We start from the raw sequence: 18,318 nt of genomic DNA, 5'->3' as shown, positions 1-18,318 counted from the left end.
TCCTTGGTGGCTCATCCAGCCTGTTTCACACGCATGTACCATTCCACAAGCCGCCGGACCTGGCGCTCGGTATAACCCCGTGCAACCATGCGCTCGACGAATTCGCCATGTTTCTTTTCGGACTCGCCGTCCTTCTTCGACCCGAAGGAAATGACCGGCAGAAGGTCCTCGACCTGGGAGAACATCCGTTTCTCGATGACTTCGCGGATCTTCTCGTAGCTGGTCCAGGAGGGATTCTTGCCGCCGTGGCTCGCTCGTGCCCTCAGGCAGAACTTGACGATCTCGTTGCGGAAATCCTTCGGGTTGGCGATACCTGCCGGCTTTTCGATCTTGGTGAGCTCCTGGTTCAGAAGCTCGCGGTCGAGAAGCTGGCCCGTATCCGGGTCCTTGAAGTCGACATCCTCGATCCAGGCGTCGGCATAGTCGACATAGCGATCGAAAAGGTTCTGGCCGTAATCCGAGTAGGATTCCAGATAGGCCTTCTGGATCTCGTTGCCGATGAACTCCGCATAGCGCGGTCCCAGTTCGCTCTTGATGAACTCGATATAGAGCTTCTCGGTTTCAAGCGGCAGCTGCTCCCTGCGGATCGACTGCTCCAGCATGTACATCAGATGCACGGGATCGGCGCCGACCTCCGTCGTATCGTAGTTGAAGGTCGCCGCCAGCACCTTGAAGGCAAAGCGGGTGGAAGCCCCATCCATGCCTTCGTCGACGCCGGCCGTATCGCGATATTCCTGCACGCTGCGCGCTCTCGGATCGGTCTCCTTCAGGCTCTCGCCGTCATAGACCCGAAGCTTGGAGAAGGCAGTCGAATTCTCGTGCTTGGAAAGCCGCGTCAGAACCGTGAAGCGGGCGAGCGTCTCCAGGGTCGACGGCGCACAGGGCGCGTCGCTGAGTTCGGATTCCTCGATCAGCTTCTCATAGATCTTCTGCTCCTCCGTGACCCGCAGGCAATAAGGCACCTTGACCACGCAGATGCGGTCGATGAACGCCTCATTGTTCTTGTTGGCCTTGAAGGTCTGCCATTCCGACTCGTTCGAGTGAGCCAGAATGATGCCCGAGAAGGGTATGGCACCGATGTTTTCCGTGCCGATATAGTTGCCTTCCTGTGTCGCCGTCAGCAGCGGGTGCAGCATCTTGATCGGCGCCTTGAACATTTCGACGAATTCGAGAATGCCCTGGTTGGCGCGGTTCAAGGCACCGGAATAGCTGTAGGCGTCGGGATCGTTCTGCGCCAGGCTTTCGAGCTTGCGGATATCCACCTTGCCGACGAGCGAGGAGATATCCTGGTTGTTCTCGTCTCCCGGCTCCGTCTTGGCGACGGCGATTTGCCGCAGCCTGGAGGGCTGTATCTTGACGACGCGGAAGCGGGAAATATCACCCTCGAACTCTTCCAGCCGCTTCAGGCACCAAGGGCTCATGAGCCCGGTCAGTCGCCGGCGCGGAATGCCGTAGCGCTCCTCGATCATCGGGCCCATGGTGACGGGATCGAACAGGCTGAGCGGACTTTCGAAGACCGGGCTCAGCTCGTTGCCGGCCTTGAGCACGTGGATCGGATGGACTTCCATCAACGATTTCAACCGCTCAGCGAGCGAGGATTTGCCGCCGCCGACGGGGCCGAGCAGATAGAGGATCTGTTTGCGCTCCTCCAGCCCTTGCGCCGCGTGGCGGAAGAAGGCGACGATGCGTTCGATCGTCTCTTCCATGCCGAAGAAGCCCGCAAAAGCCGGATAAGTCCGGATGGTCCGGTTCATGAAGATACGCCCAAGCCGTGTGTCTTTGGCCGTATCGATCAGCAGTGGTTCACCCATGGCTGCCAGCAACCGCTCGGCCGCATTGGCATACATCAGCGGGTCATCCCGGCACCCTTCCAGGTATTCGGAAAATGACATCTCGACTTCGCGCCGTGCTTCGAAAGAACGGGCGAATGTGTTGAATAGAACATCGTTGTTTAACATGGCGCCCCGTTAGCTTGCTATTGCAAATAAACGCTGGACTTAACGAGATCACTTATCCCGCTATATCTAAGGTGCGGTATCAGTCGCTTCGAATCAATAGGTGATCTGTCAATAATTCGTACGCTTGATTCCAAATGTCATCAATATCTTGATGGGGTCGTACACCGAATTAATGAAACACAACCTAAGGGCTGTTGCGATCATCGATAGCACGCAGTGCGCGATCCAACCTCGATAAGTTTATCGGTCGTTTATTCACAAGAATAACCGATCTCGGAGAAGAATTGATCGAAGCCAGCATCAAGCTTCATTGTCAGCACGATTGGGGAGAAAAGATGGTGCCCAGAGCCGGAATCGAACCAGCGACACGCGGATTTTCAATCCGCTGCTCTACCAACTGAGCTATCTGGGCAACCGAGCTTCGTGTCCAAGGAAGAGCCTCGGAAGGCTCTGAGCGTTTGGTGCGCCCCGGAAGCGAGCGGGGTTATAGCATCTTGTTCGGCCATGTCCAGCCGCAAATGACTCTTTTTTGACAGGAAATCGAGTTTTGCCAATTCGCAAATAAAATGAAGGGGTTCGCAGGGCCGAACGACCTCAGGAAAACGCCTTCAGTCCTTGTCGGAACCGTCGGCCTTCGTCTCGTCCTCGGTCACCGGGATGGCGTAGGAGCCGTTGAGCCACCGGGAAAGATCGATGGAGCGGCAGCGATCCGAGCAGAAGGGATAGTGCTCGCGCACCGAAGGGCGCCCGCATTCCGCACAGGGACGCGTCTTGCGCAGCGGCTCGACCTTCGAGCCGACCTTGATCTCCTCAGCCTTCGTCATAAGCTTTATCCTTCCTGCCATCCGGCGTGGACGTCGAAGCCCTCGCCTGCAAGCAGCAGCATGGTTTCATAAAGCGGCAATCCGACGACATTGGTGTAGGAACCGACAAGCTTCTGCACGAAGGAGCCCGCAAGCCCCTGTATACCATAAGCCCCGGCCTTGCCGCGCCATTGGCCGGAGGCGAGATACATTTCGATGTCGCGGCCGGAGAGACGCTTGAAGCGCACCTTGGTTTCCACGACCTTCTGACGCAGCTTGCGGTCCGGCGTGATCAGGCAGATGCCTGTGTAGACGACATGGCCGCGGCCGGAGAGCAGATGCAGCGCCGCAGAGGCCTCATCGATGAACTCAGCCTTCGGCAGGATGCGCCGTCCGACGGCGACGACCGTATCGGCAGAGAGAATATAGCTTCCCAGCCAGGCGGCATCGCTCTTGACGGCCGCAAAGGCCGCCTCGCCCTTCTCGGCCGAAAGCCGCCGCGCCAGCGAACGCGGATGCTCCGACTTCTTCGGCGTTTCGTCGATATCCATCGGCATGAGACGCGCCGGCTCGATGCCTGACTGATGCAGGAGTTCGACGCGACGCGGCGATCCGGAGGCCAATATCAGCTTGTGTTTCAACGCCATCAGACCTCGACCTGTCATGCGGGAATGAGAGCCGGCACCGGAGCGTGACCTGAAATCATCGGCCCCAGCGAGCGGCGGACTATTTGAAACGGTAGGTGATGCGGCCCTTGGTCAGGTCGTAAGGGGTCATTTCCACCAGCACCTTGTCGCCGGCCAGAACGCGGATGCGGTTCTTGCGCATGCGGCCCGCGGTGTGGGCGATGATCTCGTGCTCGTTTTCCAGCTTCACGCGAAAGGTCGCGTTCGGCAGGAGTTCGGTGACGACACCGGGAAATTCGAGGACTTCTTCTTTCGGCATTAAAGCTTCTTTTCCTGTCGGTTGAGGCCGGCGCCCACGGCAAAAAGCTGGGGGTCGCCGGAAATTTGCGCGGAAACTACACAATCATCGCGGTTTTGTGAACCACGTTGATAAGGGTTTCTGCATTTGTTTCATTCGCAGCTCTAAAGCGAGCCGCGATGTTCCACCAGCCTGCTCTCGATCAGGCCGAGAAGATAGTCCCGCACGCCGCGATAGGCATCGAGAACCTGCTCGCGCGTTCCGTCCGTCGCGGACGGGTCCATCGTCGGCCAATAGATGACGTCGATGGCGTTCGCCCGCGTCAATTCCAGCGCGGCATGATGCGCCTCGGGAGACAGCGTAATGATGATATCGAAGAAGTCATCCTCCAGCTCCTCCAGCGTCTGCGGCTGCCGGCGGCCGAGCGAAAGTCCGATTTCACCAAGCACGACATCCACGAAAGGGTTGCGCTCGCCGGCCCGCACGCCCGCAGACGCGATATAGGTGCCCTGCGGCAGCATGCTGCGCGCCATGGCTTCTGCCATGGGCGAACGGATGGCGTTCAGGCCGCACATGAAGAGGATGGCGCCGGGGGATTTGCCGTTGTGCTCGATGGCCTGCGGCTCTTGCATGGCGGTCACCCGCGCCAGTAGAGCACGCAGACGAGCGTGAAGAGCCGGCGCGCCGTGTCGAAATCCACGCTGATCTTGCCGTTCAACCGGTCCATCAGCGTCTGGGAGCCTTCGTTGTGAATGCCGCGCCGGCCCATGTCGATCGCCTCGATACGGCTGGGCGTGGCCGAGCGGATCGCCTCGTAATAGCTCTCGCAGATCATGAAGTAATCCTTCACGATCCGGCGAAACGGCGTCAGCGAGAGAATATGAGTGGCGACCACGCCGCCATCTTCCAAGCGGATGTCGAAGACCAGCTTCTGATCGACCAGCGACAGGTTGAGCAGATAAGGCCCGCCCTGATGCCCCGCGGGCATAAAGCTGTTTTCCTCGATCAGGTCGAAGATCGCGACGGCGCGCTCATGCTCGACATCGGGCGTCGAGCGGCCGATCGTGTCGTCGAGGACCACATCGCTCAGCCGGAAGACGCCCTTGGCCATGCCTTACCCCTCGAGATTGAGGCGGATCGCAACCGATCGCGCATGTGCATCCAGCCCTTCGGAATCGGCAAGCGCGATCGCCGCCGGCCCGAGTGCGCGAAGCTGATCCGGCCCGAGCCGCAGGATCGAGGTGCGCTTGACGAAATCGAGCACGGAAAGTCCGGAAGAGAAGCGCGCCGAACGCGCCGTCGGCAACACATGGTTCGAGCCGCCGACATAATCACCGATCACCTCAGGCGTATGACGGCCGACAAAGATCGCGCCGGCGTTACGGACGCCTGATAACAGCGGCTCGGGATCGTCGACCGCAAGCTCCAGGTGCTCCGCCGCGATGCGGTTGGCAAGCGGAATGGCCTTCTTCAAGTCCGAAACCAGGATGACCGCGCCGAAATCCCGCCAGCTCGCCGCCGCCGTCAGCGAGCGGCTGAGCTGCTTCAGTTGCCGCTCGACGGCCGCTTCCACGGCCCTACCAAATTCTGCGTCGTCGGTAATCAGGATCGATTGCGCGCTTTCGTCATGCTCGGCCTGCGCCAAGAGATCGGCGGCGATCCAGTCCGGATCGTTGTTCTTGTCGGCGATGACGAGCACTTCCGACGGGCCGGCGATCATATCGATGCCGACGGTGCCGAAGACATGGCGCTTGGCCGCAGCCACATAGGCATTGCCTGGGCCGGTGATCTTGTAGACTGGCTCAATCGTCTCGGTGCCATAGGCGAGCGCCGCGATCGCCTGCGCGCCGCCAACACGGTAGATCTCCTCGACGCCGGCCATGCGGGCCGCGGCCAGCACCGCCGGATTGACAGTGCCGCCCGTGGCCGGCACGACGATGACGATGCGGTCGACGCCGGCGACCTTGGCCGGCACGGCATTCATCAGCACCGAGCTCGGATAGCTCGCCGTGCCGCCCGGCACATAAAGGCCGACGGCTTCGATCGCCGTCCAGCGAGATCCCAGGCCGACGCCGAGATCGTCCTCATAGATATCGTCCTTCGGCAACTGCCGGCGGTGATGCGATTCGATGCGGGTGGCGGCGACCTTCAGCGCGCCCAGCACTTCGGCCGGAACGGCCTCGATCGCCGCATCGATTTCGGCCTCGCTGACGCGCATCGGCGTCACGGCGAAATCAATGCCGTCGAACTTTTTGGAATAGTCCGCAAGGGCGGCATCGCCGCGTGCCCGCACATCGTCGATGATGCCGCGCACCACGACGTTCACGTCCTCGGACACTTCCCGCTTCGTCGTCAGGAACGCGGCGAACTGCTGCTCGAACCCTTCCGACGCCTGATCCAGCCAGATAGCCAATGCTGATATTCCCTTCCGTCGAGGCCGCCTTCAGCGACCGTATCCAACCGTTCCCAGCCTAAAGCGCGCCGCGATCTTTCAGATTCGCTTCTGACGCTTTAGGTTTTTGACCTCGCACATGTCGTTGTCGCAAAACCGCTGCACACTTTTGCGCGACATGCTTCAGTCGCCTGCATCCGGATGCCGGGGCTTATGTGCGGTTTCCCACGCGCCGCCGATATCGGCAAGCTGCGCCTCGACGCATTCGACATCGAGTTCAATGGTTGCCTTGCCGGCAAGGGCCAGCTCGATCGTGCCGTCGGGCCCTTCGCCCCGCTGGTCGAAACGGATGGCGAGCAGTGACAGTACCTCGTCGCGGTTGCGCCGGTCGATGCCGTTGGAGCGCACCGCCTTGACGCGCTTGAACACCAGCGCGGAACGATGGCGTTCGTAAGGCTTGCGGCGCTGATCGGATTGCTCCCATACGAAACGATTGGCCGCCAGGGAAAATTGCTCTTGCTTCGGGGCATAGGACATGTCGCCGACCTTGAAGACGCTATCCTGCATATAGGCAGACATCACATCCAGGTCCTCGGTGTCGAGTGCCATTAGCTTGAGATCGCTCATTCGTCCTTCAATCCCCGATCGCGCCAGTCAAACGCCCCGGTCAACACTATTTGCCGGGGTTTCCATATTCTGGACATAGGATGCGAGCGCAAAAGACGCAACCGAAGAAAGCGGGCTTGCCCGCTCTCTTGGCGCCATCAGGCGGAATTGCGGCCTATCGCGCAAGACCGTGTCGCGGTTTTGCGATAGGGATCGACCTTAGTCGCTGATGCGCTCAACGACGGCGCCGCAGCGCGTCAGCTTGTCTTCCAGCCGCTCGAAGCCGCGATCGAGGTGATAGATGCGCGACACCAGCGTCTCGCCTTCGGCGGCAAGGCCGGCGATGACGAGCGAGACGGAAGCGCGAAGGTCGGTCGCCATCACGGGCGCGCCCTTCAGCTTCTGCACGCCTTCGACGCGGGCCGTCTGGCCTGACAGAGAGATCTTCGCGCCGAGGCGGGCCAGCTCCTGCACATGCATGAAGCGGTTTTCGAAGATGGTCTCGGTGATGTGCGAGACGCCGGACGAGCGCGTCATCAGCGCCATGAACTGCGCCTGCAGGTCGGTCGGGAAGCCGGGGAACGGATCGGTGACAACGTCGACCGGCTGGATGCCGCCGCCATTGCGCATGACGCGGATGCCGTTATTGGTCGGCGAAACCGTGGCGCCGGCGCGGCGCAGGCTCTCGAACGCCGTGTCGAGCAATGCCATGTCGGTATTCTCAAGCGTGACGTCGCCGCCGGCCATGGCAACGGCCATGGCATAGGTGCCGGTCTCGATGCGGTCGGGCAGCACGCGATGGCGGGCGCCGGAGAGCGAGGCGACGCCCTCGATGGTGATCGTGCTGGTGCCGGCGCCGGAAATCTTGGCGCCCATGGCGATCAGGCAATTGGCGAGATCGACGATCTCTGGCTCGCGGGCCGCATTGCCGATGACGGTCGTGCCGCGGGCGAGCGTCGCGGCCATCATCATCACATGCGTCGCGCCGACGGAAACCTTCGGGAAGTCGTAGCGGGCGCCGATGAGGCCGCCCTTCGGCGCGGTGGCATTGATATAGCCGGCGTCGATTTCCATGGTGGCGCCGAGCGCCTGCAGGCCCTCGATGAAGAGATCGACCGGACGCGTGCCGATGGCGCAGCCGCCCGGCAGCGACACGCGCGCCTGGCCTTCGCGGGCAAGCAACGGCCCGATGACCCAGAAGCTGGCGCGCATCTTGGCGACGAGCTCGTAGGGCGCGGTCGTATCGACGATGGTGCGGCAGGTGAAATGGATGGTGCGGGAATAGGCGTCTTCCTGGCGCTCGCGCCGGCCGTTGACGGCGACATCGACGCCGTGATTGCCGAGGATGCGCATCAGCAGCTCGACATCGGCCAGATGCGGCACGTTTTCAAGCGTCAGCGTATCGCTGGTCAAAAGCGAGGCGATCATCAGCGGCAGGGCGGCATTCTTGGCGCCGGAGATCGGAATGATACCGTTAAGCTCATTGCCGCCGACAATCCTGATACGATCCATATAAGCAATACGGGCGAGGCCCGCCTTTCCTGATAGTTCCGGGCGCCTCGAAGTTACCGGCGCCAGGGTTCGTGCACCTGGTAAAAGGCGCTGTTTAGACGAAATAGATTAACGCATCAATTCGTTTGATGATGGGCGACATGAATCATTGCGATTCGTCCCTTTTTGCGGCGGCATCCGCGCTATCCCCAGCCTTTGCAGCCGGCAAACCATCCGTCTCGTCAGCCTGGCCGGCGCGCCGCGCCCGCACCTGCTGCTTGCGCCGCGACAGGTTCTCGCGCAGCTTCTGCGCCGCCCGCTCCCGCCGCCGGTCCGCTTCCGTCACCTGCCGGCCGCCCACGGGCTCGCCCGCCTTGTCACTGACCCCGCTTGGAGCAGAACCGCCCTGCAAAGCCTGCCCTTCATCGATTTTCGTCTTGTCCGCAGCCATGATTTCCCCATAGCCGAAAACGCCCGCCTTCAAAAGACCGACACATTTTTTCCAACGATCTTTCACAGAACTTGCAATTTGCGGCTTGCACTCGGCCTCCACCTATGGCAATAGCCGCCTCGCCCAATACGGCGCACCACACCGCGCCACGGAATGCTGCTATAGCTCAGGGGTAGAGCACTCCCTTGGTAAGGGAGAGGCCGAGAGTTCAAATCTCTCTAGCAGCACCAGTTTTTCAGATATATGCCTTCTTCTAAGTTGAATTGTCGCAAACTCCCTATGCTATAATTTCGACTCTACTGTTCTCATTGTGATGGGCTTGGCGCGCGGGACATGAGATATCTTTGGGATCGCTACGGCTGGTTATTGTGTATTGCCGCACTCACATTCTTCTTTTCAAGGATGCTTTGGGGCGAGCCCACATTTTGCGGCACTGCTGAAGGACAATGTCTGAGGAGTTGGGTTTCTGCAACCGGTGGATGGCTAGCGATACTCGCAGCGATTCCGACAATCACCTACCTGAGTCGTCAGGTTAACGCTGCAGTAAAAGCAAATGAAAACAACGCCAAGATCCAATTGCGTAGAAATTATGCTCTTAGCAAGAAGGCAAAGAATCGGTCTGACCTGCTTGATATGCACGCTAATGCGTTTTTGACCATCTTGGACAAACGCATCCCCGATTTCGCTATTAGGCCGCCCACTAGAAGGCAAGCTATTCAGCGTATGAGTGCTATCAATGCTCTGCTAACAGACGGCACTTTCGATAAATTTGAAGAAGAAATCGAATTTCCAGATCAGCATAACGCCGAGCAGCTTAGGCATCACATCAAACTTTTCACCGATATGACAATATCAACTGACGACCCTCTTCTTTCGGAAGAGGCTCGAACTCTGATCGTCGTAATTTGCGGTATGAGCAGAAAATACGCTACCGACTGTAAAGCCGCCTCCGAAATCTTCATTATTGAAGCTAATGAGATGATGGGTAGGGATCAAGATCGTGACCCCGTTGGCGACGGTTAGGTTATTTTCAATGCAAAACCGCCAGCAAATGCCGGCGGGCTCCCCAGATCACAACAAACCTAAATCTTAGAACTTCACACCGACACCGACGACATGCTGGTCGCGATTAGCCTTGACGCCGACGATGTCCTTGTCGCCGTAGCTGTTGAAGCGGTATCCGGCGCGAGAAAAGATGTTGTTGGTGAAGGCGTAGTCGACGCCAGCGCCGTTCCTCCACCCTTCAACCACCGCAACATCGCTTCAAGCAGCAGATCCGCAACCCTCATGGTGCAAACCCCAACCACGAAAGCCGTGGTGTTGACGGCGGCTACAACACGGGCAGTTGTCGAAGGCGAAGAGCCTCCAGCGGGCATTGCCAGATCCTGACTTGAGCCGCGTCAAGCGAACTGTGGCTGAAGCAACGTGTTCGGCAGCGACCGTACGTGGGGTTGACCAAGAAAGCCATGGAGTGCAACTCATGATATAGCGGTCTTCTGAGGAGGCAAAATGATCAGCCAAGAGAACATAGACGAAGCATTTGAGAGCGCTTTTTCTTCGATAGAATGGGCAAATGAACAAATTGCCGAGCTGGAAAGTAAAATAATAGGATTTTACAATTCTAATCCATTTGAAAATATTAAGGAAATCGATACAGCGACCGGCCAAGAAATTTACAAAGTAAAATTGATTGCAAAATTGCCCAATCGGCTGGCAAATCTGACGAAGGACGCCGCAAGTAACTTGAGGGACGCACTCGATCACGCAGTTTACGCAAGCACGCGCTTGCTGACCGGAAAGCAGGACCCGGGTGAAACGGGATTTCCGTTTGGTGTTGATGCCGCAGCCGTGTCCAGAGAGGTAAATGGAAAGCGCCTTAAGGGCAACGCGCCGGAAATTAGGCCTGTGCTTGAAGCCATAAAGCCGCACAAGGGGGGAAATGATCAGCTCTACGCTTTAAACAGGCTAAGGAATCCCAACACGCACAGACTCATTGTCCCTGTCGTCGCCGCTTCTACGAGTTATTCAATGTCGATTAGCGGCTCGATTAATGGACCAAGCCAAATCGGATATAATCGATGGGATGCCAAGAAACAGGAAACTGAGTATATGCGGCTGGGGATCGGATCGCAGGCAAACTTTAGTATCTCTATTTCCTTCGACGTTCTCTTCGACGCCATCGAGCAGGTACAAGGAAAGAGCGTGATTGCGACGCTAAAAGACATGAGTCGCGAAGTCCATAATGCCATTGATACCATTAAAGAGGAGACCCGCCTGATACTGGCAAGTCCGCCGCCTTCAAGCTGACATTTTTCGCTCGGTAGTCGAGGTTCGGACTAAATTCTCGAACGCTCAGCCCCACTAAACCCTCCCCAATTCCGCTGCAATCCCCCGTATAACCCCTTCTCCATCACATCCATCCTGGCCCGGGAGAAAAGCCTCAATGTCGAAACTACGCGTCGCCGTTCTGTTTGGCGGTCAGTCCAGCGAGCATGAGGTTTCCGTCATGTCGGCCCGCAATGTCGTCAGGGCGATCGATGGCGGGCGATATGAAATCGTGCCGATCCTGATCGATCGCGGCGGGCGCTGGCTGCTGGTGGAGGAAAAGGGCGGCGTGCTGCCGGAGCCGATTGCCTATGAGGGCACGGAGGTCTGCCTCGTGCCGGGCGGCAAGGGCCGGCTGCTGGCGCTGGAAGGCTCAAGCGCCCGCGCGCTGCCGGCGATCGATGTGCTGTTTCCGGTGCTGCATGGGCTGAACGGCGAGGATGGCTCCATTCAGGGCCTTGCCCAGATCGTCGGCCTGCCCCTCGTCGGCTGCGGCATTCTGGGCTCGGCCAACGCGATCGACAAGGACATGGCAAAACGCCTGCTGCGCGAGGCCGGCCTGCCGGTGGCCCGCTCCGTCACGCTCACGCGCGGCGACAAGCCTGATTTCGATGAGATCGTGAGCGCGCTCGGCTCGCCCGTCTTCGTCAAGCCCACGCGCCAGGGCTCCTCGGTCGGGGTCAGCAAGGTGCAGGATGCCACGGCGTTCGAGATAGCACTTGCCGAAGCATTCCGGCATGACCGCAAGGTGCTGGTGGAGGAATTCGTGCGCGCCCGCGAGATCGAGTGCGCCGTGCTGGAAGAGCCTGACGGCACGCTCTTCGTCTCCGTGCCGGGCGAGATCGCCACGGCCGCGAGCCACGGCTTCTACTCCTACGAGGCGAAATATCTCGACCAGAACGGCGCAGTCGTCACCGTGCCGGCGGATATTCCGGCCGGGACGGCGGAGGTGCTGAGGCGCATGGCGGCCGATGGCTTTCGCGCGCTCGGATGCGAGGGGCTGGCGCGCGTCGATTTCTTCTTGGCGCCGGATCAGACCGTCGTCATCAACGAGATCAACACCATGCCCGGCTTCACCAATATCAGCATGTATCCCAAGGCCATGGGCGCCTCGGGCATTTCCTATCCGGAACTCGTCAGCCGCCTGATCGAGCACGGGCTGGCGCGGGCACGGCAGGGCTAACCGATGCCGCTCGTCCGTCTGCCGTCAGACCTTTTCCGTCTTCTTGGTCTTGACCTTCGGCTCGACGGGCGCATCCGGCGTCGGCGCCAGCAGCTTTCTGAGCGAGGCGATCTTGTCCTTCACCAGCGGGCGGAAGCGGCTGGCGCGATAGGGCATGTCGGCGGCGCCATAGCCCTCCGGCCCGTCGTCATTGCCGCGATGGATCTCCTCCAGCTTGACGCCGATGAAGGTGCCGTCGACATAATGCGTGTATTCGCCGACCCAGCGGATGGTGTAGATCGTTCCCTTGCGGATCAGCTGATCGATGCTGACATGCTTGAACTTGTCGTCGATGCAGACGACCTTCTGGCCCACATGGAAATCGTAACTCACCCTGCCCTCCTTGAAGCGGCCGAAGCAACCGGCCGCATCGTTCAGATACAAGCATAGCCGCATAGACGCCAGTGAGTAAACGCGGGCAGAGGTCGCAGCCGCGATCAATGGAACGGTGACAAAGCAACCCGTTGACAAGCCTCGTGGAAGGCTGAAGATTGCGCTTCGCCAAAGCAACCGTAAGGCCTTGGCTTTCATGTACATATCCGTTACCCGCAAGGCCGCGAAGGCTCCAGAAGCTTATGCCCACCCTCCGCCTCATTGCTGACGATTTGACAGGCGCGCTCGATACCGCAGTCGAATTTGTCGGCGTCTACGGACCGATCGACGTGGAGCGCAGCGACGCGCTTTCTAACAACCTGCCGGATTGCCTCGCGATCGATAGCGGCACCCGCGAGAAAACGGCGGCCGAAGCCGAAGCGATCGTCGGCGGCATCGCGCCGCTTTTGGAGGGCGCCGATCTTGCCTTCAAGAAGGTGGACAGCCTGTTTCGCGGGCCCTGGGCGGTGGAGCTTGCGGCCTGCTTCCGGCTCCGCCACTGGCGGCATTGCATTCTCGCGCCGGCTTTCCCGCATCATGGGCGGCATACAAGAGGCGGACGGCAGGTGCTTTATGCCGGCAAGGACGCCTGGCGCGATATCAGCGGCGATCTGGCCGCGCATCTGAAAGCCGAGGGGATGCCAACCTTCAACACGACGCTCGACCAGACTGTCGATGGCGTTAGAGATCGGCCCATTCCTGGCGGCATCCACGTTTTCGATGCCCATTCCGACGACGATCTGGACGCCATCATCGCATGGGTGTCATCGCAGCTGGACGGACCGGTCCTGTGGAGCGGCACCGGCGGCCTCGCCCGCGCCTTGGCGCGCAATATCGAGCTGGCAACGCATTATCTGCCCCGCGCCGAAAGAAACACAGATAAACACCCCGCACCATCAGTCCCCATCTCGCGCAGGCTGCAAAGGCCGGTGCTCGGCCTGTTCGGCTCGGACCAGCCGATCACGCTCGCGCAGCTCCAGGCCTGCGGCCCCAACTGGCTGAAGCTTGCGGAAGGCGCGGACGCCACTGCCGTCGATCGACAGATCCAGCAAAGCGGCGTCGCCATGGTCAGCCTCGATCTGCCGGAAGGGCTTGCGCGCGATGATGCGGCAAGGCGGATCGCGGCGACCTTTGGCGGCATGGCAAAGGCATTGCCGGCTCCCGGCACATTGATCGTTGCCGGCGGCGAGACCCTGCGCAATCTCTGCTCGGCGCTCGATGTGACAGCCCTCAGCATCACCGGCCAGGCAGCACCGGGCCTACCCCGTTCGACAATCGTCGGCGGTCCCTGGCAAGGCACCACGGTCATCTCCAAATCAGGCGCGTTCGGAGGCCCGACGCTGTGGCGCGATCTCTTAAGTGAAAACGCGCTGATCGCCGGAGGAGAAGAACCATGACGCGGCACCTGGCAATCACCATGGGCGACCCCGCCGGCATCGGCCCGGAAATCATCGTCAAGGCTGCAACACGGCTGAAAGACCAGACGAAAGAAGGTAAGCTTAGGCTAACGATTATCGGCAGCGGCCATGCCCTGCGGCGCGCGGAACAGCAGCTTGGCTTCGATAGCGAAATTCCCGAGGCACGAATGGATGGCGACTGGCCAAGTCTCTGCTTCATCCAGGCCGATGCCGAGGGAGAGCCGATCCTGCCCGGCCAACTTTCCGCAGACGGTGGCCGCATGGCGTTCAAGGCGATCGAGAAGGGTGTCCAGCTCGCCATGGCTGGCAAGGTCGGCGGCATCGTCACCGCGCCGCTCAACAAGGAAGCGCTGAACAAGGCCGGCTTCCATTATGCCGGCCATACCGAGCTTCTAGCCGAACTTACAGGCGCGCGCGGCTCGGTGATGATGCTCGCTCACGGCAACATGCGCGTCAGCCACGTCACCACCCATGTCGCGCTCGAGGATGTGCCGAAGCGCCTGACGCCGGAGCGGCTGCGGCTTGTCATCGACCTCACTCACAAGGCGCTCAGGAATCTCGGCATCGCCAATCCGAAGATCGCGGTGGCGGCGCTCAATCCGCATGCCGGCGAAGGCGGCCTCTTCGGCCGGCAGGATATCGATATCTCGGCACCCACCATCGCCAAGGCGGTGTCCGACGGCCTCGATATCGTCGGCCCCGTTCCCGGCGACACCGTCTTCGTCAAGCTGCGCGCCGGCCAATACGATGCCGTTGTCGCCATGTACCACGATCAGGGGCATATCCCTGTGAAGTTGCTTGGGTTCGACATCGACCCGGCAACCGGCAAATGGATGGATCTTTCCGGCGTCAACATCACCCTCGGCCTGCCGATCGTGCGCACCTCCGTCGACCACGGCACCGCCTTCGACATCGCCGGCAAGGGCATCGCCAATGAGCGCAGCCTGATCGAAGCGATCGAATTTGCGGAAAGGCTCGCGGGGGAACGCTAAGAGCGTTAAGGGGCCATCGGTGTCTCGCCGAAGAGCTGATCGGTGCGCTCGGCGAGCAGCGCAAGAAAGGCTTTCGTCCTGGCCGCCGTGCGAAGTCCGGGAGGATAGATAGCATGGACCTCCATGCACCTGTACTCGTAGGAGGGCAGAATGGGAACCAATCTCCCTTCAGCGATCTCCCGGCTGCAGACGGCTGCGAACAATATGCCTATTCCCCTTTCCGCCAGCACCGCCTCCATCAGCGGCCTCCAGTGATTGACGCGCCATGCGGTGCGGATGGGCACCTCCACCGGCGCACCGTCAGGGCTCCTCAGATGCAACCGCTCATCCGCTGCGAAGCCGGATAAACGGATGAATGGGTGTGCCGCAAGCTCCGCCGGTTCGCGCGGCAATCCTTGCCGCTCGATATAGCCCGGAGCGGCCAGCAGGAGCCGCCGGATCGTCCCAAGCCGGCGCGCGATGAAATTGCCGCTGCCGATTCCACCGATACGGATGGAGAGATCCACACCTTCGGTCATCGGATCGACGAAGCGATCATTCAAGGTCACATCGATCGCCAGAGCCGGATGCAGTGTCTGGAATTCAATGAGCAGCCTCGGCAAGGTCACTTCGCCAAGCCCATGCGGCGCCGCGATCCGAAACGTTCCGGTCAGCGACGTCTCAGCCGAGACGACGGAGGCCTCCGCCTCCTCGGCGGCTTCAATGGCGCGCTTGGCATAGTCGTAGAAGCGCGCTCCGGCGTCGGTCGCCCGCACCGAGCGCGTCGTCCGGTAGAGGAGCCGCGCGCCCAGATGCTTTTCCAGCTTCTCGACACGCTCGCTGACGGTGGGTTGCCCGAGACCGAGATCGCGCGCGGCGGCCGAAAGACTGCCTCGTTCGACGACACGGGTGAAGATGCGCATGGCGGAAAGCATATCCATGGCCATAGTCTATCGACTTTTACGATAAATAATATCGCTACTTGCACTCTTCTAAAGCATATGGCGATCGACGAATTTGAGACCGTCCACTATCCAATCGGAGAACCAGCCTTGCAGACCAGCACCATTCAAACGAGTGATACACAGGCTCAGACGTTCCAGGGTCAAAATATCGTCATTATCGGCGGCTCTTCGGGCATCGGCTTGGCGACCGCCAGGCAAGCCAAGAATGCCGGCGCGAATCTCTTTCTGATATCCCGCAATCCGCAACGCCTTCGGGAAGCAGCCGAAGCGATCGGCGGCGCGGTTCAGATCGTCGCGGATGTAGCCGCCCCGCAGCCGACGATATTTGCAGCGATCGAAAGAATCGATCATCTGGTGATCACGGCTGGAACGCTGCAGCTGCAGCTGCTCAAAGATCAGTCCGAGGCGGATCTCCTGCGGGTCGTGAGTGAGCGTCTGATCGGGCCTTTGCTCGTCGTCAAGGCCGCTCTTCCCCTTCTGCATAACGCAAGCTCGATTACCATGACCTCCGGGCAGTCCGCCTCCCGTCCCCACGCCATCGGTGCGGTCGTGGCGGCATCTGTCGCCGCGGTTGAAAACGCCGCCCGCGCTCTTGCCCTTGAATTGTCGCCGATGCGCGTCAACGTGGTTTCTCCGGGCTGGGTGGACACCCCGCTGCTCGATGGCCTGATGGGCGACGCCAAGCGGCAGACGCTCGAGCAGACCGCATCTACCCTGCCCAGCCGCAATATCGCCCGACCGGAGGATATCGCCCAGGCGATGCTCTTCCTGATGGCGAACCGCTTCGTGACCGGAGAGGTCTTGCACATCGATGGCGGCGGCCGCTTGGTCTAGCCGCCACTGGCCGGCATGGGTTCGAAAGAATTTTCGCAAGCTTGTCGGCCTTGCCGCTCCTCTTTCGTCCTACGGGCATGCAACGCGAAAGAGGAGCGCCCAATGTCCAAGATTGCCCCATGCCTGTGGTTTGCGCGAGAAGCGGAGGAAGCAGCGAACTTCTACGTTTCGCTCTTCCCGGATTCCCGGATCGATCACGTGCAGAAGAACATCGTCGAGACGCCCGCCGGCAAGCCCGACGAAGTTCTGGTCGTCAATTTCACGCTCGCCGGCCAGCGTTTCATGGCGCTGAACGGCGGCAACCGCATCGAGTTCAACCATGCGATCTCGCTGGAAATAGATTGCGTCGATCAGGCCGAGGTCGATCGCCTCTGGGACGGCCTTATCGACGGAGGGGGAGCGCCGGTGGAATGCGGCTGGGTGATGGATCGTTACGGCGTCTCCTGGCAGGTCGTGCCGACCGTGCTCGGCAAATACATCGCCGATCCCGACCCGGCCAAGGCGGCCCGCGTCATGCAGGCCCTTATGCGGATGGTCAAACTCGATATTGCCGGCCTCGAAGCGGCCTATCACGGCTAAGCTTCGCGACCACTCGGGAGGTTGTCCAAGGCCCGACCTCCCGAAACCTATGCCGAAATTCCCCGCGATTTCATGAGCTCGGCGCCGTATCGGCACCCATGCGACTTGCGGTTGACCAATGCTTGGAATAGCGTTTCGCGCAGACTCGTCGAAAGCGGGTTTCTCGACATTTTTTCAAGCAATTGGACCGCCGCGGCCATTCAGGCAAGACTCGGCGGGGAACGGCCGATTTCATGCAGAAACAAAGAGACCGCATCGATCTCACCGGACGCGATTATACCGCAATCTATGCGCTGAGCGATATCCATGGCTGCCACGATCAAATGGTCGAGGCCGAAGGGCGCATCGCCGAGGATGCCCGCGACCTCCCGGGCCGAAAGCTGTTGATGTATCTCGGCGATTATGTCGATCGTGGCCCGTGTTCGAGCGACGTGCTGGCGCATCTGAGCGCTCCGCCGCCCGCAGGCTTCGATCGCTATGCGCTTTGCGGCAATCACGACGATGTCTTCCTGCGCTTTCTCGACGACCCCGATGCCAACAGTCACTGGCTCGAATTCGGCGCCCTGCCGACGCTTGCCTCCTATGGCGTTGATGCAAGACGTCTCCTCGTGGAGGAAGACCATAGCATCGGCGAATTGCGTGACATCGTGGTCAAGGCGATGCCTCCGGCGCATATCGATCTTTTACGCGCGCTCGCCGGCGCCGTCACCTTCGGCCCAATACTCTTCGTCCACGCCGGCATCCGGCCGGGCATAGCCTTGAACGACCAGACGGATGAGGATCTGATGTGGATTCGCGAGCCGTTCCTGTCGGAGGGTCCGCAATTGCCGCTGCTCGTCATTCACGGCCATACGCCGAGCTCGCATCCCGTTTTCGGTCAAGGCCGCATCGGCATCGATACGGCCGTCTCCATGGGCGGAACGCTGACGGTTCTCAAGATCGTCGATGGCCGACCGACGATCCTGTCATCGATCTGACGGCCCAAATGAAAACCCCGGCCTCTGGCC

At 60.3% G+C, this 18,318-nt stretch carries 21 protein-coding genes and 2 tRNA genes; 9 read left to right on the top strand and 14 right to left on the bottom strand.

All coding sequences use genetic code 11. The annotated features are described in order from the left end of the window. Nucleotides 1–11: 11 nt before the first annotated feature. From ACIQWP_RS04375 to ACIQWP_RS04325, 11 genes are all read right to left on the bottom strand, one after another. The gene (locus ACIQWP_RS04375; protein WP_402782849.1) at nucleotides 12–1,958 is read right to left on the bottom strand and encodes a PrkA family serine protein kinase; all 1,947 of its coding nucleotides are present in this window, start codon (nucleotides 1,956–1,958) and stop codon (nucleotides 12–14) included. Nucleotides 1,959–2,294: 336 nt separating this feature from the next. Continuing rightward, nucleotides 2,295–2,370 (bottom strand) — tRNA-Phe (locus tag ACIQWP_RS04370). Nucleotides 2,371–2,566: 196 nt separating this feature from the next. Beyond that, a complete protein-coding gene (gene yacG, locus ACIQWP_RS04365; RefSeq protein WP_402782847.1) occupies nucleotides 2,567–2,782 on the bottom strand; it encodes a DNA gyrase inhibitor YacG in 216 nt (71 codons plus the stop codon). A gap of 5 nt (nucleotides 2,783–2,787) precedes the next feature. Continuing rightward, on the bottom strand, nucleotides 2,788–3,408 hold the full coding sequence (locus tag ACIQWP_RS04360; protein ID WP_402782845.1) for a Maf-like protein: 621 nt from the start codon (nucleotides 3,406–3,408) through the stop codon (nucleotides 2,788–2,790). A gap of 79 nt (nucleotides 3,409–3,487) precedes the next feature. Then, entirely contained in the window at nucleotides 3,488–3,706 is a 219-nt protein-coding gene (infA, locus tag ACIQWP_RS04355) for a translation initiation factor IF-1 (RefSeq protein ID WP_004117876.1), read from the bottom strand. A 143-nt stretch (nucleotides 3,707–3,849) separates the two neighbouring features. After that, the gene (locus ACIQWP_RS04350; RefSeq protein WP_402782842.1) at nucleotides 3,850–4,317 is read right to left on the bottom strand and encodes a low molecular weight phosphatase family protein; all 468 of its coding nucleotides are present in this window, start codon (nucleotides 4,315–4,317) and stop codon (nucleotides 3,850–3,852) included. 5 nt (nucleotides 4,318–4,322) lie between these two features. After that, complete coding sequence (locus tag ACIQWP_RS04345) at nucleotides 4,323–4,796, bottom strand: UPF0262 family protein (RefSeq protein WP_402782840.1); 474 nt, start codon at nucleotides 4,794–4,796, stop codon at nucleotides 4,323–4,325. 3 nt (nucleotides 4,797–4,799) lie between these two features. After that, nucleotides 4,800–6,098 (bottom strand): histidinol dehydrogenase, encoded by a 1,299-nt coding sequence (gene hisD / locus ACIQWP_RS04340; protein ID WP_402782838.1) that lies wholly within the window; start codon nucleotides 6,096–6,098, stop codon nucleotides 4,800–4,802. A gap of 162 nt (nucleotides 6,099–6,260) precedes the next feature. Further along, nucleotides 6,261–6,704, bottom strand: a complete 444-nt coding sequence (locus ACIQWP_RS04335) for a DUF2948 family protein (RefSeq protein ID WP_402782836.1) — start codon at nucleotides 6,702–6,704, stop codon at nucleotides 6,261–6,263. A gap of 198 nt (nucleotides 6,705–6,902) precedes the next feature. Further along, complete coding sequence (gene murA, locus ACIQWP_RS04330; protein ID WP_402782834.1) at nucleotides 6,903–8,195, bottom strand: UDP-N-acetylglucosamine 1-carboxyvinyltransferase; 1,293 nt, start codon at nucleotides 8,193–8,195, stop codon at nucleotides 6,903–6,905. Nucleotides 8,196–8,340: 145 nt separating this feature from the next. Continuing rightward, on the bottom strand, nucleotides 8,341–8,625 hold the full coding sequence (locus tag ACIQWP_RS04325; protein WP_402782832.1) for a hypothetical protein: 285 nt from the start codon (nucleotides 8,623–8,625) through the stop codon (nucleotides 8,341–8,343). A gap of 155 nt (nucleotides 8,626–8,780) precedes the next feature. Here ACIQWP_RS04325 and ACIQWP_RS04320 point away from each other — a divergent pair. Continuing rightward, nucleotides 8,781–8,855: transfer RNA gene (locus ACIQWP_RS04320), tRNA-Thr, on the top strand. A gap of 103 nt (nucleotides 8,856–8,958) precedes the next feature. Continuing rightward, nucleotides 8,959–9,648, top strand: a complete 690-nt coding sequence (locus ACIQWP_RS04315) for a hypothetical protein (protein WP_402782830.1) — start codon at nucleotides 8,959–8,961, stop codon at nucleotides 9,646–9,648. A gap of 66 nt (nucleotides 9,649–9,714) precedes the next feature. Here ACIQWP_RS04315 and ACIQWP_RS04310 read toward each other — a convergent pair whose 3' ends face one another. Next, on the bottom strand, nucleotides 9,715–9,876 hold the full coding sequence (locus ACIQWP_RS04310) for an outer membrane protein (RefSeq protein ID WP_402782828.1): 162 nt from the start codon (nucleotides 9,874–9,876) through the stop codon (nucleotides 9,715–9,717). Nucleotides 9,877–10,134: 258 nt separating this feature from the next. On the opposite strand from ACIQWP_RS04310, the gene ACIQWP_RS04305 reads away from it, so the two are divergent. Both ACIQWP_RS04305 and ACIQWP_RS04300 read left to right on the top strand, forming a co-directional pair. Then, nucleotides 10,135–10,932: a hypothetical protein gene (locus ACIQWP_RS04305; RefSeq protein ID WP_402782826.1), complete on the top strand. Its 798-nt coding sequence runs from the start codon at nucleotides 10,135–10,137 to the stop codon at nucleotides 10,930–10,932. Nucleotides 10,933–11,068: 136 nt separating this feature from the next. Continuing rightward, nucleotides 11,069–12,133, top strand: a complete 1,065-nt coding sequence (locus ACIQWP_RS04300; RefSeq protein WP_402782824.1) for a D-alanine--D-alanine ligase family protein — start codon at nucleotides 11,069–11,071, stop codon at nucleotides 12,131–12,133. Nucleotides 12,134–12,157: 24 nt separating this feature from the next. Here ACIQWP_RS04300 and ACIQWP_RS04295 read toward each other — a convergent pair whose 3' ends face one another. After that, complete coding sequence (locus ACIQWP_RS04295; protein ID WP_004117911.1) at nucleotides 12,158–12,505, bottom strand: hypothetical protein; 348 nt, start codon at nucleotides 12,503–12,505, stop codon at nucleotides 12,158–12,160. 242 nt (nucleotides 12,506–12,747) lie between these two features. Between ACIQWP_RS04295 and ACIQWP_RS04290 the strand changes: the two genes are divergently transcribed. Next, entirely contained in the window at nucleotides 12,748–13,941 is a 1,194-nt protein-coding gene (locus ACIQWP_RS04290; RefSeq protein WP_402782822.1) for a four-carbon acid sugar kinase family protein, read from the top strand. After that, nucleotides 13,938–14,954, top strand: a complete 1,017-nt coding sequence (pdxA, locus tag ACIQWP_RS04285; RefSeq protein WP_402782819.1) for a 4-hydroxythreonine-4-phosphate dehydrogenase PdxA — start codon at nucleotides 13,938–13,940, stop codon at nucleotides 14,952–14,954. Before ACIQWP_RS04290 ends, pdxA begins: the two co-directional genes overlap by 4 nt. 5 nt (nucleotides 14,955–14,959) lie before the next feature. Here the strand turns inward: pdxA and ACIQWP_RS04280 are convergent, their stop codons facing one another. Continuing rightward, a complete protein-coding gene (locus ACIQWP_RS04280) occupies nucleotides 14,960–15,874 on the bottom strand; it encodes a LysR substrate-binding domain-containing protein (protein WP_402782817.1) in 915 nt (304 codons plus the stop codon). Between the two features lie 60 nt (nucleotides 15,875–15,934). On the opposite strand from ACIQWP_RS04280, the gene ACIQWP_RS04275 reads away from it, so the two are divergent. From ACIQWP_RS04275 to ACIQWP_RS04265, 3 genes are all read left to right on the top strand, one after another. Next, entirely contained in the window at nucleotides 15,935–16,732 is a 798-nt protein-coding gene (locus tag ACIQWP_RS04275; RefSeq protein WP_402782815.1) for an SDR family oxidoreductase, read from the top strand. A 102-nt stretch (nucleotides 16,733–16,834) separates the two neighbouring features. Beyond that, on the top strand, nucleotides 16,835–17,311 hold the full coding sequence (locus ACIQWP_RS04270) for a VOC family protein (RefSeq protein WP_402782813.1): 477 nt from the start codon (nucleotides 16,835–16,837) through the stop codon (nucleotides 17,309–17,311). A gap of 233 nt (nucleotides 17,312–17,544) precedes the next feature. Further along, nucleotides 17,545–18,288: a metallophosphoesterase gene (locus ACIQWP_RS04265; protein ID WP_402782811.1), complete on the top strand. Its 744-nt coding sequence runs from the start codon at nucleotides 17,545–17,547 to the stop codon at nucleotides 18,286–18,288. Nucleotides 18,289–18,318: the final 30 nt, after the last annotated feature.

Source organism: Rhizobium sp. NPDC090279, assembly GCF_044769665.1.
In the GTDB taxonomy this organism is placed as follows: domain Bacteria; phylum Pseudomonadota; class Alphaproteobacteria; order Rhizobiales; family Rhizobiaceae; genus Rhizobium.
Note: the sequence above shows the minus strand (reverse complement) of the source record. Positions and strands in the feature narration are given on the sequence as shown.

Excerpts from the sequence above, each read along its gene's own strand:
- ACIQWP_RS04375 (WP_402782849.1), bottom strand. The coding sequence starts at position 1,958 with ATGTTAAACAACGATGTTCTATTCAACACATTCGCCCGTTCTTTCGAA.
- yacG (WP_402782847.1), bottom strand. The coding sequence starts at position 2,782 with ATGACGAAGGCTGAGGAGATCAAGGTCGGCTCGAAGGTCGAGCCGCTG.
- ACIQWP_RS04360 (WP_402782845.1), bottom strand. The coding sequence starts at position 3,408 with ATGGCGTTGAAACACAAGCTGATATTGGCCTCCGGATCGCCGCGTCGC.
- infA (WP_004117876.1), bottom strand. The coding sequence starts at position 3,706 with ATGCCGAAAGAAGAAGTCCTCGAATTTCCCGGTGTCGTCACCGAACTC.
- ACIQWP_RS04350 (WP_402782842.1), bottom strand. The coding sequence starts at position 4,317 with ATGCAAGAGCCGCAGGCCATCGAGCACAACGGCAAATCCCCCGGCGCC.
- ACIQWP_RS04345 (WP_402782840.1), bottom strand. The coding sequence starts at position 4,796 with ATGGCCAAGGGCGTCTTCCGGCTGAGCGATGTGGTCCTCGACGACACG.
- ACIQWP_RS04335 (WP_402782836.1), bottom strand. The coding sequence starts at position 6,704 with ATGAGCGATCTCAAGCTAATGGCACTCGACACCGAGGACCTGGATGTG.
- murA (WP_402782834.1), bottom strand. The coding sequence starts at position 8,195 with ATGGATCGTATCAGGATTGTCGGCGGCAATGAGCTTAACGGTATCATT.
- ACIQWP_RS04325 (WP_402782832.1), bottom strand. The coding sequence starts at position 8,625 with ATGGCTGCGGACAAGACGAAAATCGATGAAGGGCAGGCTTTGCAGGGC.
- ACIQWP_RS04315 (WP_402782830.1), top strand. The coding sequence starts at position 8,959 with ATGAGATATCTTTGGGATCGCTACGGCTGGTTATTGTGTATTGCCGCA.
- ACIQWP_RS04305 (WP_402782826.1), top strand. The coding sequence starts at position 10,135 with ATGATCAGCCAAGAGAACATAGACGAAGCATTTGAGAGCGCTTTTTCT.
- ACIQWP_RS04300 (WP_402782824.1), top strand. The coding sequence starts at position 11,069 with ATGTCGAAACTACGCGTCGCCGTTCTGTTTGGCGGTCAGTCCAGCGAG.
- ACIQWP_RS04290 (WP_402782822.1), top strand. The coding sequence starts at position 12,748 with ATGCCCACCCTCCGCCTCATTGCTGACGATTTGACAGGCGCGCTCGAT.
- pdxA (WP_402782819.1), top strand. The coding sequence starts at position 13,938 with ATGACGCGGCACCTGGCAATCACCATGGGCGACCCCGCCGGCATCGGC.
- ACIQWP_RS04280 (WP_402782817.1), bottom strand. The coding sequence starts at position 15,874 with ATGGATATGCTTTCCGCCATGCGCATCTTCACCCGTGTCGTCGAACGA.
- ACIQWP_RS04275 (WP_402782815.1), top strand. The coding sequence starts at position 15,935 with ATGGCGATCGACGAATTTGAGACCGTCCACTATCCAATCGGAGAACCA.
- ACIQWP_RS04270 (WP_402782813.1), top strand. The coding sequence starts at position 16,835 with ATGTCCAAGATTGCCCCATGCCTGTGGTTTGCGCGAGAAGCGGAGGAA.
- ACIQWP_RS04265 (WP_402782811.1), top strand. The coding sequence starts at position 17,545 with ATGCAGAAACAAAGAGACCGCATCGATCTCACCGGACGCGATTATACC.